The sequence below is a fragment of the Aurantiacibacter odishensis genome, assembly GCF_003605195.1.
Taxonomy (GTDB): domain Bacteria; phylum Pseudomonadota; class Alphaproteobacteria; order Sphingomonadales; family Sphingomonadaceae; genus Alteraurantiacibacter; species Alteraurantiacibacter odishensis.
In genome coordinates this window covers 410,648-423,848 of record NZ_QYOS01000025.1, presented here as the reverse complement: position 1 = coordinate 423,848, position 13,201 = coordinate 410,648, and the positions used below count along the sequence as shown (strand labels likewise).

Annotated in this window: 13 protein-coding genes and 2 tRNA genes; 7 read left to right on the top strand and 8 right to left on the bottom strand. The window is 63.4% G+C overall.

Annotation, left to right across the window (positions count from 1 at the left end):
* From D4Q51_RS13950 to tkt, 3 genes are read right to left on the bottom strand one after another with little or no spacing between them, the layout of a single operon-like run.
* Positions 1-1,203, bottom strand: coding sequence for a phosphoglycerate kinase (locus D4Q51_RS13950; protein ID WP_120078433.1), 1,203 nt, complete (start codon positions 1,201-1,203; stop codon positions 1-3).
* Positions 1,204-1,214: 11 nt separating this feature from the next.
* Positions 1,215-2,222 carry a type I glyceraldehyde-3-phosphate dehydrogenase gene (gene gap, locus D4Q51_RS13945; protein ID WP_120078432.1) on the bottom strand — a complete coding sequence of 336 codons (1,008 nt, stop codon included), beginning with the start codon at positions 2,220-2,222 and terminating at the stop codon, positions 1,215-1,217.
* Positions 2,223-2,238: 16 nt separating this feature from the next.
* On the bottom strand, positions 2,239-4,233 hold the full coding sequence (gene tkt / locus D4Q51_RS13940) for a transketolase (protein WP_120078431.1): 1,995 nt from the start codon (positions 4,231-4,233) through the stop codon (positions 2,239-2,241).
* A gap of 196 nt (positions 4,234-4,429) precedes the next feature.
* Between tkt and D4Q51_RS13935 the strand changes: the two genes are divergently transcribed.
* From D4Q51_RS13935 to D4Q51_RS13915, 5 genes are all read left to right on the top strand, one after another.
* Entirely contained in the window at positions 4,430-4,615 is a 186-nt protein-coding gene (locus D4Q51_RS13935) for a hypothetical protein (RefSeq protein ID WP_120078430.1), read from the top strand.
* Positions 4,612-4,929, top strand: coding sequence for a cell division protein ZapA (locus D4Q51_RS13930; RefSeq protein ID WP_120078429.1), 318 nt, complete (start codon positions 4,612-4,614; stop codon positions 4,927-4,929). The genes D4Q51_RS13935 and D4Q51_RS13930 overlap by 4 nt, the downstream gene beginning before the upstream one ends.
* A 246-nt stretch (positions 4,930-5,175) precedes the next feature.
* Positions 5,176-5,760, top strand: a complete 585-nt coding sequence (locus D4Q51_RS13925) for a 5-formyltetrahydrofolate cyclo-ligase (protein WP_120078428.1) — start codon at positions 5,176-5,178, stop codon at positions 5,758-5,760.
* The gene (locus D4Q51_RS13920) at positions 5,760-6,020 is read left to right on the top strand and encodes a DUF2842 domain-containing protein (protein ID WP_120078427.1); all 261 of its coding nucleotides are present in this window, start codon (positions 5,760-5,762) and stop codon (positions 6,018-6,020) included. Before D4Q51_RS13925 ends, D4Q51_RS13920 begins: the two co-directional genes overlap by 1 nt.
* A 21-nt stretch (positions 6,021-6,041) precedes the next feature.
* The gene (locus D4Q51_RS13915) at positions 6,042-6,830 is read left to right on the top strand and encodes a DNA-formamidopyrimidine glycosylase family protein (protein WP_120078426.1); all 789 of its coding nucleotides are present in this window, start codon (positions 6,042-6,044) and stop codon (positions 6,828-6,830) included.
* An 18-nt stretch (positions 6,831-6,848) separates the two neighbouring features.
* Here the strand turns inward: D4Q51_RS13915 and D4Q51_RS13910 are convergent.
* From D4Q51_RS13910 to thyA, 5 genes are all read right to left on the bottom strand, one after another.
* Positions 6,849-6,925: transfer RNA gene (locus D4Q51_RS13910), tRNA-Asp, on the bottom strand.
* Between the two features lie 106 nt (positions 6,926-7,031).
* Complete coding sequence (locus D4Q51_RS13905; RefSeq protein ID WP_120078425.1) at positions 7,032-8,348, bottom strand: dihydrolipoamide acetyltransferase family protein; 1,317 nt, start codon at positions 8,346-8,348, stop codon at positions 7,032-7,034.
* A gap of 4 nt (positions 8,349-8,352) precedes the next feature.
* Complete coding sequence (locus tag D4Q51_RS13900; RefSeq protein ID WP_120078424.1) at positions 8,353-9,420, bottom strand: alpha-ketoacid dehydrogenase subunit beta; 1,068 nt, start codon at positions 9,418-9,420, stop codon at positions 8,353-8,355.
* Entirely contained in the window at positions 9,417-10,709 is a 1,293-nt protein-coding gene (locus D4Q51_RS13895; protein ID WP_120078423.1) for a 3-methyl-2-oxobutanoate dehydrogenase (2-methylpropanoyl-transferring) subunit alpha, read from the bottom strand. The genes D4Q51_RS13900 and D4Q51_RS13895 overlap by 4 nt, the downstream gene beginning before the upstream one ends.
* Positions 10,710-10,803: 94 nt before the next feature.
* Positions 10,804-11,751 carry a thymidylate synthase gene (gene thyA / locus D4Q51_RS13890; protein WP_120078422.1) on the bottom strand — a complete coding sequence of 316 codons (948 nt, stop codon included), beginning with the start codon at positions 11,749-11,751 and terminating at the stop codon, positions 10,804-10,806.
* A gap of 161 nt (positions 11,752-11,912) precedes the next feature.
* Between thyA and D4Q51_RS13885 the strand changes: the two genes are divergently transcribed.
* Positions 11,913-11,989: transfer RNA gene (locus D4Q51_RS13885), tRNA-Pro, on the top strand.
* Positions 11,990-12,101: 112 nt separating this feature from the next.
* Positions 12,102-13,175, top strand: a complete 1,074-nt coding sequence (locus D4Q51_RS13880; RefSeq protein ID WP_120078421.1) for a site-specific integrase — start codon at positions 12,102-12,104, stop codon at positions 13,173-13,175.
* Positions 13,176-13,201 lie beyond the last annotated feature (26 nt).

Genomic DNA, 13,201 nt, shown 5'->3' with positions numbered 1-13,201 from the left:
TCAGGCAGACAGCGCGGCGACGCCGGGCAGTTCCTTGCCTTCCATCCATTCGAGGAAAGCGCCGCCCGCGGTCGAGACGTAGGTCACGTCGTCCGTCACCCCGGCATGGGCCAGCGCGGCGACGGTATCGCCCCCGCCCGCGACCGAGACGAGCGAGCCGTCCTGCGTGAGCGCGGCCGCGGTCTTGGCGAGTGCCACGGTCGCCTCGTCGAACGGCGGCGTCTCGAACGCGCCGAGCGGACCGTTCCACACCAGCGTGGCGCAAGTTTTCAAGACATCGCCCAGAGCTTCGGTTGCCTGTGGGCCGATATCGAGGATCATCTCTTCAGCGGCCACTTCGTGCACGTTGCAGGTACGCAGCGACGACGGATTGGCGGCAAATTCCTTCGCTACCACCACGTCGTACGGCAGGTGGATCGTGCAGCCTGCCTCGTCCGCTGCATCCATGATGGCGCGGGCAGTGTCGGTCAGGTCGTGCTCGCACAGGCTCTTTCCCACGTCCACACCGTTGGCGGCGAGGAACGTGTTGGCCATGCCGCCGCCGATGATCAGGTGCTGCACGCGGCGGGAAAGGTTTTCCAGCACCGCCAGCTTGGTGGAGACTTTCGCACCGCCCACAACGGCCGCGACTGGCGGCGTGGGGTTGCCCAGTGCTGCATCGAGCGCTTCGAGCTCCTTCTGCATCGCGCGGCCCGCGTAGGACGGCAGCAGGTGCGCCAGCCCCTCGGTGGTCGCATGGGCGCGGTGCGCGGCGGAAAAGGCATCGTTCACGTAGAAGTCGCCGTTCGCAGCTATGGCCTTGGCAAAGTCCGCATCGTTCGCTTCCTCGCCCGGCCAGAAGCGGGTATTTTCGAGGAGGCCGATGTCGCCTGCCGAAAGGATGCCAACCGACTGCTCGACCACCGGGCCTTCGACCTCGGGAATGAACATCACTTCCTTGTCGATCACCCGCTCCAACTCGCCGACGATCTCGCTCAGCGAAAGCGTGGAATGGCGTTCGCCCTTGGGGCGGCCATAGTGCGCCAGCAGCAGCACCTTGGCCCCGCGATCGCTCAGTTCGAGGATCGTGGGTGCCACGGCGCGGGCACGGGTGAGATCGGTTGCGCGGCCATCCTTCATCGGCAGGTTCAGGTCCACGCGCACCAGGGCGCGCTGGCCGGTGAGATCCTGCGGCAGATCGTCGAGCGTCTTGAAATCACCCATGCCCAATCCCCTCAGAGGAACTTCGCCATGACACCGGCGGTGTCGATCATGCGGTTGGAGAAGCCCCACTCGTTGTCATACCAGCTCACCACGCGGGCCAGCTTGCCTTCCATCACGGAAGTCTCGAGGCTGTCGATGGTCGAGCTTGCCGGGTAGTGGTTGAAGTCGCTGCTGACGAGCGGCTGGTCGGTGTAGTCGAGCACGCCCTTCATCTTGCCTTCGGCGGCAGCCTTCAGCGCTGCGTTCAGTTCCTCGGCACTGGTGTCGCGGCCCGGCGTGAACACCAGGTCCACCAGGCTGACGTTCGGCGTCGGCACGCGGACGGAAGAACCGTCGAGCTTGCCGGCGAGTTCCGGCAGCACCAGACCCACCGCGCGGGCAGCACCCGTAGTGGTGGGGATCATGTTCTGCGCGCCGCCACGAGCACGGCGCATGTCACTGTGCATCTGGTCCAGCATGCGCTGATCGTTGGTGTAGGAGTGGATCGTGGTCATGAAACCGCGCTCGATCCCCACGGTCTCGTGCAGCACCTTCGCCATCGGGGAGAGGCAGTTGGTGGTGCAGCTGGCGTTGGAGACGATTACGTCGTCCGCCGTCAGCACTTCGTGGTTCACGCCGTAGACGATGGTGGCCGACACGTTCTTGGCAGGCGCGGAGATCAGTACGCGCTTGGCACCTGCATCGAGGTGCGGCTTGGCAGCCTCGTGGCTCTGGAAGAAGCCCGTGCATTCCAGCACGATGTCCACGCCCATGTCCTTGTGTGGCAGGTTGCCCGGATCGCGTTCGCTGGTGACGGCGATGGTCTTGCCGTTCACCACCAGGTTGTTGCCGTCGACGCTCACACTGCCGGGAAAGCGGCCGTGGGTGCTGTCGAAACCGAACAGCAGGGCATTGGCGTTCGTATCCGCCAGGTCGTTGATCGCAACGAGTTCGAGATCGTGGTCGTCACGCTCCAGGATTGCGCGCGCGACAAGCCGCCCGATGCGTCCGAAACCGTTGATCGAAACCTTGGTCGCCATTGTCAAAAACTCCTGCTTAGTCGTTCAATTTGCTGATGATTTTCGGCACGATCTGATCGGCGGTGAGGCCGAACTTCTTGAACAGATCGCTCGCCGGTGCCGACGCGCCGAAACGGTCGATCCCGAAATTGAGGCCGTTAGCCATGGTATAGCGCTCCCAGCCGAAAGTGGTGCCCGCCTCGATGCTGACGCGCAGGATTTCTTCGGGGCCGACGTTGGGAAGCACATCCTCCTTGTAGGCCGCGTCCTGCTCGTCGAACAGTTCGGTGCAGACCATCGAGACGACGTCCGCGCCCACGCCCTGCTTCTCCAGCTGCTCGGCGCATTCCAGTGCCAGCGAAACTTCCGAGCCGGTCGCGATCAGGATGACGCGGCGCTTGTTGCCTGCACGCTTCAGGCGATAGCCGCCCTTTTCCGACAGCATGCCTTCATCGGGCGAATTGCGAACCTGCGGCAGGCCCTGGCGGCTGAGCGCGATGACCGAGGGACGGTCTTTCTGCGCAATTGCGATCTGCCAGCATTCGGCGGTTTCCACCCGGTCTGCCGGACGCATCACCAGCACATTGGGCATCGCGCGCAGGGATTGGAGGTGCTCGATCGGCTGGTGCGTCGGGCCGTCCTCGCCGAGGCCGATGGAATCGTGCGTCATCACGTAGACGACGCGCGCTTCCTGCAGGGCGGAGAGACGGATTGCGCCGCGGGCATAGTCGGTGAAGATCAGGAAGGTGCCGCCGTAGGGGATGATCCCGCCGTGCAGCGCCATGCCGTTCATCGCCGCCGACATGCCGAATTCGCGAATGCCGTAATAGACGTAGCGACCCGAATAGTCGTCCGCCGTGAATGCAGTGATACCGCCTGCCTTGGTGTTGTTCGAGCCGGTGAGGTCGGCGCTGCCGCCCACCATTTCCGGCACCAATGGGTTGAGAATTTCCAGCGCGTTCTCGCTGGCCTTGCGGGTGGCGACTTTCTCCGCGCTTTCCAACCACTTGGCAAAGGCTCTTGCCGCCTTGTCGCCGCTCGGCAGGTCGCCCGCCATGCGGCGCGTGAACTCGGCCTTCTGCTTGCTAGCGTCGAGCCGCTCCTGCCATTCGGCACGGGCCGTGGCACCGCGAGTGCCGGTAGCCAGCCAGTTGGCGCGAATGTCGTCGGGCACCTCGAACGGGCCGTGATCCCAGCCCAGTTCCTTGCGCGCGGCGGCGATCTCGTCCTCGCCCAGCGGTGCGCCGTGGGTGGCGCTGGTGCCCTGCTTGTTGGGCGCGCCCTTGCCGATGATGGTCGTGCAGCGAACCAGCGAAGGCTTGCCGGTCTCGGCCACGGCCTCGTCGATCGCCTTGCGGATCGAGGCGGGGTCGTGCCCGTCGCATTCCGCCACGTGCCAGCCGGTGGCACGGTAACGGGCGGGAATATCCTCGGAAGAGGACAGGGAGACCTTGCCGTCGATGGTGATGTCGTTGTCGTCCCACAGCACGATCAGGCGACCCAGCTTCAGGTGCCCGGCAATGCCGATGGCCTCGTGGTTGATGCCTTCCATCAGGCACCCGTCACCCGCGACAACCCAGGTGCGGTGATCGACCAGCTCGTCACCGAATTGCGAATTGAGGTGCCGCTCTGCCATGGCCATGCCCACGGCCATCGCCAGGCCCTGACCCAGCGGGCCGGTGGTGGCTTCCACGCCCGGCAGCAGGAAGTTCTCAGGGTGGCCTGCGCACGGGCTGCCCAGCTGGCGGAAGTTCCTGATATCTTCCAGCGTGGGCTGCTCATAACCCGAGAGGTGCAGCAGCGAGTATATCAGCATCGAGCCGTGGCCGGCGGAGAGCACGAAACGGTCGCGGTCGGCCCAGTCGGGCGCCTTCGGGTCGAACTTCAGGTAATCGTTCCACAGCACGGTGGCGACATCGGCCATGCCCATCGGCATGCCGGGGTGGCCGGAATTGGCTGCCTGCACCGCGTCCATCGAAAGGGCACGTATGGCATTGGCCATGTTGGTGAAACGGGCGGTGTCGTCGCTCATGCTCTGTAGCCTCCAGGAAGGGCTGTGCCGTTGATCCGGCAGCGATTCGTTTGAGGGCTGTGTGGTGGTGGCAGGCGCGCAGGTCAAGCAAGAGCCCCTTGTTATGACACAAGCGTCAATTCACCCGTCGAGAGTTATTCACAGCTTGCCGCTGCAAGCCTTTGCCGATGCGCGGTTTCGGAGTAGTTCGTGCTTCATGGAAGGCGATCGCATCGCTCGGGCGCTGGCCCGCATCGAGGCAGCCTCGGCACGGATCGAGGCGGCGGCTGGCGAGCGCGCGGTTTCCGACCCCCAATTGCAGGCCCGCTACGACCGGCTGCGGCGTGAGGCGGAAGGCGTTCTGGAAGACGTTGATGCGCTGATCGAGAGCCTGGCGCCATGAGCAGCAGCAACGTGACGCTCGAAATCGCCGGACGGCGGTTCACTACTGCCTGCGCACCGGGCGAAGAACGGCATATCGAGGGGCTTGGCCGCTCCATCAGCGAGAAGCTGGCCCAACTCGACAGCCTGCGCGGCCAGTCAACGGAACGCGTGCTGCTTTATGCCTCGCTGCTGCTGGCGGACGAACTGCACGAGGCGCAGAAAGCCGCCGCACCGCCAATTGACGACGGCGAACAGGCCGAAACGCTCGAAAAAATGGCCGATCGGCTTGAAGCCATCGCGCAGCGTCTTGAGAGTGGCAGAGCCAGCGCCTAGATAGGTCCTGGCGGGACTGCCCGGCACGAGCCGCTTGAGATATCCCTGAGGCTATAAGCAATCCAAGGGAGCTGTCCCTACCGGGGTCACGGGTTCGTCCTGGCGGCCCTGGATATACGGCGCCCACCTGACGTGAAGGCGTCAGAGGATTTCCCGGAAAACGACCCATGGTGGTTCCGCCACAGAATATGTGCCCTATCGCTTCGCTACTTGAGGGCGGTGGACTGTCGCACTAGCTAGACATCCGTGACCCATATATCCGAACAGAAAGCCGCCATCCGCAAGGCTCTGCGCAAGGCCCGGCGCGAACACGCCGCCAGCCTTCCGAAGGAGGTGAGCGCGCTGGTGTTCCGCGCCCCGCCCGCTCCCTTGCGCGAAATCGTACCTGAAGGTGCGACCATCGGCCTCTACCGTGCCGATACCGGAGAGGCACCCGCTGGCGGATACGCCCGGCACTTCTTGGAGGCCGGACACGACATCGCCCTGCCCCGCATCGGCAGGCTCGAAGACCCGATGCAGTTCCATATCCACACCGACCCTTACGGCGAGACAGACCTTGTCGAAGGCCGGATGGGGCTGATGCAGCCTGCCGCCGATGCGCCGGTGGTGGAGCCGGAAGTGCTGTTCATGCCGCTGGTCGGCTTTACGGAGCGCGGCGAACGGATCGGCCAGGGCGGCGGTTTCTACGACCGCTGGCTGGCCGACCATCCGGACACTCTTGCCATCGGCATGGCGTGGGACGTGCAGCGCGTGGACGAACTGCCGATAGAGGACCATGACATGCCGCTGACCGCCATCGTCACCCCCACCCGTATTTACGGACCCTTCTGATGCGCACCGAACCCACCTGGCGGATACCCGTCGGCATCCTTGGCCTGATCGCCGGACTGATCCTCTACGGCTTCATCATCGCCCGCTATGCCCCGGATATCATCGGCGACTGGCCGACATGGGCGCAGACGCTGGTATACCTGGTCCTCGGCATCATCTGGCTGAAGCCGCTGCGGAACTTCCTGATCTGGATGGAAACCGGCCACTGGGGCGTGCCCGAAGAGGACCAGGGCCCACAGCCCCCAGCGGAACCTCGGTGATGCACGGGCGGTTCTAGGTCCATGCCAGAACTGCCCGAAGCCGAAGCCAACCGTCGTCGCATCGAAGACCAGTGTTTGAACCGCACTATCGAGGACGCGGTCCTCGGCGATAACGTCACCTATATCGAGCTTCCCGGCGACAACGAGCGCGGTCGCCTCGTCGGCAGGCAATTCACCGAGACACGCCGCCACGGCAAACTGATCTTCGCCGGATCGCAAAGCGGACCATGGGTCTGCGTGCACCTTGGCATGACAGGCAAGCTGTTGCCGTTTGATACGCCGGACGACCCGCCCGATCACACGAAGTTCCTGATCCGCTTCGAAGGTGACCGGCGACTGGCCTTCCGTTGCCCGCGAAAGCTTGGCTGGGTGCGCGTGATCGATTCGCCGGACGAGGAGATCGAACGCATCGGTTTCGGGCCGGACGCACTGGAAATTTCCGAAGATCAGTTTGCGCAAGTCATCGGCGGCACGAACGGCACGATCAAGGGCGCGCTGATGGCGCAGAAGAAGCTGGCGGGTATCGGCAACCTGTGGTCCGACGAGATCCTGTTCCAGACAGGAGTGCACCCCGAAACAACGGCCAGCGACCTGACAGACGGCCAGCTATCGGACATGTTTGCCACGATGCGCGACGTGCTGACCGGCGTGTGCGAAACCGGAGCCGACTATTCGCAGCTTCCGCGAACGTGGCTGATTGCGGATCGCAAGGACGGGGCGGACTGCGCGCGCTGCGAGGGAAGCATTGTCAAAAGCAAGGTTGCCGGTCGCAGTGCATTTCACTGCGACAGCCATCAGGCCAAGGCATAGAAGGGAAAAGGTCCCAAGTGGCGCGAGTGACGGGACTTGAACCCGCGACCCTCGGCGTGACAGGCCGATACTCTAACCAACTGAGCTACACCCGCGCATTTAAGCGGCTAGCGCCTCTTGGGAGCCGCGCATCTAGTGGAGGGTCCGGGCCCTGTCAACACACCAGAAGCGGCTTTTTGAAACATATTTGAAAAGCTTCGATTACCCCGCCAGAATCCGTGCCGGTGCCTCGATCAGTTTCTTCAATTCCTGCACGAAAGCGGCCGCATCATAGCCGTCGACAACGCGGTGATCGCAGCTGATGGAAATGTTCATCAGCTTGCGTTTCTCGATCCGCTCCTGCCCGTCCGGACCGGTCACAAACATGGGCCGCTCGACAATGCGATTGGGGCCGATGATGGCGACTTCCGGGCGGTTGATGACGGGCGTCGTGGCGACGCCGCCGAGTGGCCCCAGCGATGTGACCGTGAGCGTGGAGCCGGACAATTCGTCCGACTTCGCGCTGCCATCGCGCGCAGCTTCCGCCAGTCGCACGATCTCGTTCGCCAGCTGGTACAGGTTCTTGCCCTGCGCGTCGCGAATCACGGGCACCATCAGGCCATTGTCGGTCATCGTGGCCATGCCCAGGTGCACCGCGCCGTGACGGGTGACGACCTTCGCCTCGTCATCGTAACGCGCATTGATCATGGGGAAATCGGGCAGCGTCTTGCAGATCGCCGTGATCAGCAGCGGCAGCATGGTGAGCTTGGGCCGATCTCCGCGATTCTCGTTCAACTGGGCACGCGTACGCTCCAGTTCGGTAACATCGCACTCTTCCACATAAGTGAAGTGCGGGATGCTGCGCTTGGCCGCAGCCATGTTTTCGGCAATCCGCTTGCGCAGGCCTATCACCCTGATCTGCTCGTCCGAACGGGCAGGCGCGGCACCGGAGAAACCGCCAGTGTAGGAGATGTAGGCGTCGAGATCGGCGTGGCGGATGCGGCCATCCTCGCGCGGCTTCACCTGCGACAGGTCGATGCCGAGGTCCTTGGCGCGCTTGCGCACCACCGGGCTGGCGAGCACTTTCGCCTCCGTTGATTCGGGTTCAGGCGCGGGCGTCGGCGTCGGGAGGGGCTTTTCCTCCCTGGCAGCTTCGGCGGCGTCTTCCTGGTCGGATGGATCGGGGTTTTCCACCTCGATCCGCTCCTCCACTTCGTCCGCCTTCGGGGCAGGCGCGGTATCCTCCGCAGCTTCGGCCGCCGCTTCGTTCTCTTCCAGCACGTCTTCGGGCACTTCGCCCTCGACCTCTATCACCACCAGCATTCCGCCGATGGCCACCGTGTCGCCGACTTCGCCCGCGACTTCGAGAACCTTGCCCGCAACGGGGCTTTCCATCTCGACCGTCGCCTTGTCGGTCATCATGTCGGCCAGCTGGCCGTCTTCCTCGATCGTATCACCAACCTTGACGTGCCAGGCGACGATCTCGGCCTCGGCAATGCCTTCGCCGATGTCGGGCAGGTTGAAGGTAAACTTGGCCATGGCCTCAGGCCTCCAGCAATTTGTCGATAGCCTCGCCGATGCGGACAGGGCCGGGGAAATAGGCCCATTCGAGGCTGTGGGGATAGGGTGTGTCGAAGCCGGTCACGCGCTCGATCGGGGCTTCGAGGTGGTAGAAGCAGCGTTCCTGCACCATCGCGGACAGTTCAGCGCCAAAGCCGCTGGTGCGGGTCGCCTCGTGCACGATCAGACACCGGCCGGTCTTCTCGACTGATGCCTCGATTGCCTCGATATCCAGCGGCACGAGGGTGCGCAGGTCGAGAATCTCGGCATCGACGCCTTTCTCGCGCGCGACGCTTTCGACCACGTGCACCATGGTGCCGTAGGCGAGGATCGTCAGCGCCTCGCCCTCGCACACGGTGCGCGCCTTGCCGAGCGGGATCTTGTAATAGTCCGTTGGTACCTGCGCCGCGTCGAAGCCTTTCCAGCTCTTGGCGGGCTTGTCGTAGAACCCGTCGAAGGGGCCGTTGTAGATGCGCTTGGGCTCGAAGAAGATGACGGGGTCGTTGTCCTCGATACAGCTGATGAGCAGGCCCTTCGCGTCGTAGGGCGTGGACGGGATCACCGTCTTCAACCCGCTGACGTGGGTGAAGATGCTTTCCGGGCTCTGCGAGTGCGTCTGCCCGCCGAAGATGCCGCCGCCGAACGGGCTGCGCACCGTCATCGGCGCGATGAACTCGGCAGCGGAGCGATAACGCAGGCGCGCGGCTTCGCTGATGAGCTGGTCGAGGCCGGGGTAGATATAGTCCGCAAACTGGATCTCCGGCACGGGGCGCAGGCCATAGGCCCCCATCCCCACGGCAACGCCGATGATGCCGCATTCGGAAATCGGCGTATCGAACACGCGGGTCTTGCCGTATTTCTCCTGCAAGCCCGCAGTGCAGCGGAACACGCCGCCAAAATAGCCGATGTCCTCGCCCAGCAGGGTGACGTTGTCGTCACGCTCCAGCATGATGTCGAGTGCGGAATTGATCGCCTCGATCATGTTCATTTCGCGCACTTCGCCGGCATCTTCGGTGGCGACGGCAGCCTTCTCGGTGGTCATGTCGTTCATTCCGCCGGGTCCCCCGGAAACTTGATCTTCCTCTCGCGGATCGCCTGCTCCGCCTGTTCTTCCAGGTGCCAGGGCAGTTCCTCGAAAACGTCCTCGAACATCGTGTGGAACGGGTGGTGCAGGCCGTGGCCGAGGATGCCGTTCTTCTCGGCCTCCTTCATCGCCGTGCGAACCTTTGTATCCAGTTCGGCGTCCATTTCTTCCTGCTGCTCGTCGCTCCACTCGCCCAGCTCGATCAGGTGGCGCGCCAGCCGCATGACCGGATCGCCCAGCGGCCACTCGTCGCGCTCCTCCGCGCTGCGGTAGGCGCTGGGATCGTCGGAAGTGGAATGCCCTTCGGCGCGGTAGGTGAAGTGTTCGATCAGCGTCGGCCCGCCGTTTGCGCGCGCGCGATCGGCCGCCCAGCGTTCGGCGGCGAACACGGCGAGCGGATCGTTGCCGTCCACGCGCAGACCCGCCATGCCGTAGCCGATGGCGCGCGCAGCGAAGGTGGCACGCTCCGATCCGGCGAAGCCCGAGAACGACGAAATCGCCCACTGGTTGTTGATGACGTTGAAGATGACCGGCGCGTTGTAGACCGTGGCAAACGTCAGCGCGGAGTGGAAGTCGCCTTCCGCCGTACTACCTTCGCCCACCCATGTCGCCGCGATGCGCGAATCGCCCTTGCTGGCGCTGGCCATCGCGAACCCCGTCGCCTGCGGCAGCTGCGTGGCAAGGTTGCCGGAGATCGAGAAGAAATTCAGCCGCTTCGAGCAATACATGATCGGCAGCTGGCGGCCCTTCAGTTTGTCCGCCTTGTTCGAGTAGATCTGGTTGATCATCTCGGTCAGTTCATAGCCGCGCGCGATCAGGCACCCCTGCTGGCGGTAGCTGGGGAAGATCATGTCATCGCTGGCAAGCGCGTGGGTGGCGCACACACTGGTCGCCTCCTCGCCCGTGCACTTCATGTAGAAGCTGGTCTTGCCCTGCCGCTGCGCTCGGTACATGCGGTTATCGAACGCGCGCACCAGCGCCATTTCGCGCAGCATCTGGCGCAGCGTATCGGCATCAAGGCGCGGGTCCCAAGGGCCGTGCGCCTTGTTGTCGTCGCCCAGCACGCGGATCAGGTCGTCGCAGAGCGGATAGGTTTCCTTCGCCGCGCAAGCCTCGTCGGGGCGCGGCTGTTTGCCAGGCTCGGGGATGTCGAGGTGGCTGTAATCTACCTTGTCGCCGGGGCGGTATTTCGGCTCCGGCACGTGCAGGGCGAGTTTCGGGCGGTTGGTGCCCTTCTCGTCGCGCTTATCGGCCATCGCCTGCTCTCCCAGTTCGCATCAGATTATTCCCGTACGGCGCAATTATATTAGTTACATGTGTAACGGTCAATCCGCCCTAGCACAGGAATTCTCAGACAGCCACAGGCGCGCGCAGGACTCCTTGCGGTTCGTAATCAACCACCTCGAAATCGTCGAAACGGTAGTCGAAAATTGTCGGCGGCACCCTTTTGAGAACAAGTTTCGGCGCGCCCGCCGGTTCCCGGTCGAGCTGGGCTTCCACCAGATCGGTGTGGTTGAGATAGAGGTGCGTATCGCCCCCGCTCCATACCAGCTCTCCCGCCAGCAGACCCGCCTGCGCCGCCATCATGCGCGTCAGCAGCGCGGCACCGAAGAGGTTGAACGGCAGCCCCAGCGCCACGTCGCAGCTGCGCTGGTACAACATGCAGTTGAGCCGCGCTTCGTTTCCCTCCCCCGCAACATGGAACTGATAGGTCTTGTGGCACGGCGGCAAAGCCATGCGGTCAAGCTCGGCAACGTTCCAGCCCTCGATGATGTGGCGGCGACTGCCGGGACTGGTCTTCAGGCTCTGCACCACCTGGGCCACCTGGTTGATGCCCGGTCCCTTCTGGTACTTTCCGTCAGGCCCGTATTCATAGGTGGGCCAGTCGACCCATTGCTTGCCATAAACCGGGCCAAGATCGCCCCAGTTCTTCGCGAAAGCCTCGTCCGCGACGATACGCGCCTCGAACTCGCCCTGGCTGATATCCTCGCCGCTCGCCTGCCGGTATTTCTTCAGCGGCCAGTCGCTCCAGATCGTCACGCCTTCCTGCAGCAGCGGCCGGATGTTGGTGCTGCCGGTAAGGAACCACAGCATCTCCTTCGCCGCGGCCTTCCAGTAGACGCGCTTGGTGGTGAGCAGCGGCACCCGGTCATCGGCCAAGTCGAACCGCAGCATCGTGCCGAAGACGGAGCGCGTTCCCACCCCTGTGCGGTCCATGCGCTTGTCGCCGTGCTCCCAGATATGGCGCATCAGCTCGAGATATTGCCATTCGGGATGGCGGGTGTCGGACTTGGTCATGAGGGCACCGCTACCACCGCGACTCCGCCCGCGCCAAGCGCATGTGGGCCGATATTCGCGATCCTTTCCCAACTTCGCTCACGGCAGGCTTGCCAGCGCGAAACTGTGTCCCTATAGGGCCGCCTCTGCCTCGCGGGGGTTCTCCTCCGCAACGCACCGGTCGGGGAGTAGCTCAGCCTGGTAGAGCACTGTCTTCGGGAGGCAGGGGCCGGAGGTTCGAATCCTCTCTCCCCGACCATTTGTTTCCTTAGGAAAATCATATTGTTAGCAGGACCTTCCGTGCAGGAAGTGTCGCCTAACTAACGCCCTTGCGCGGCTCCGATCACACTCTGATCACACGGAGCTAAAAAATGGCGTCAATTACCAAGCGAAAAGGCGGCTGGTGCGTCCAAGTCCGCCGCAAGGGCTATGCTGCCCGCAATGCGACTTTCCCCACAAAATCTGCCGCGCTCAAATGGGGGCGCGAGCAGGAAGCGCAAATGGACAAGGGGACCCTTCCCGCCACGGTTGCGCCGCTGAAGACGAAAAGGTTGGCGGACCTCATCGAACAATATCGCCAGACCGTCACGCCACATAAGCGCAGCTCTGAAACGGAGCGCCTAAGGCTCTGCCGGATGGCGAAGGACCCGATTGCAGCCAATGTCCTGATCGACCTATCTGCGGGCGATTTCGCTGCCTATCGGGACCGCAGACTGAAGCTGGTGAAACCGGGCACTGTGCGGCGCGAACTGTATCTGTTTGCCAACATGATCGACAAGGCGACGAAGGAATGGGGCTATCCTTTCTCGACAAACCCTGTGCGGCAGGTGTCCTTCCCTATCGCCAACGATGCGCGTGACAGACGCTTGGAAGAAGGTGAGGCGGCAATCCTGCGCGATGCTATCGCGTCCAGGCGCAATCCTTTCATTGGCCCCATTGTTGAACTCGCAATCCAGACAGGCCTGCGGAGGCGAGAAGTTCTGGAGCTGACATGGGTTAATATCGATCAGGTTCGCCGCATTGCCTTCATCCCGACAACCAAGACTGGCCAACCGCGCACAATCCCGCTGACAGAGCAGGCCGTCGCCATCATCGCTGCCCTCCCCTGCGAACGCGACACAGGGGGCCAGCCGGTGGATGAGAGGCTATTTCCCATCACACTTAACGCCTTCAAGCAGGCTTGGAAGCGGGTGCAGAAGCGGTCGGGCCTTGCGGACCTGCGGTTCCACGATCTGCGCCACGAGGCGTTGTCGCGCTTCTGCGAGCTTGGGCTGTCAGTTCCCGAGTTGTCGGTCATTTCGGGTCATAAGGACCCGAGAATGCTCTTTCGTTATACACACTTGCGGGCGGACGATCTCGCTCGCAAACTGTCCGGACTGCGTTGGGAGGAAAGGAAATCCGCGCCAGCACCACAAGCCAGTCAGACAGGGGATTTTCAGCTATGAGAACGCCGTTCTGGGTCCTTCCGTTG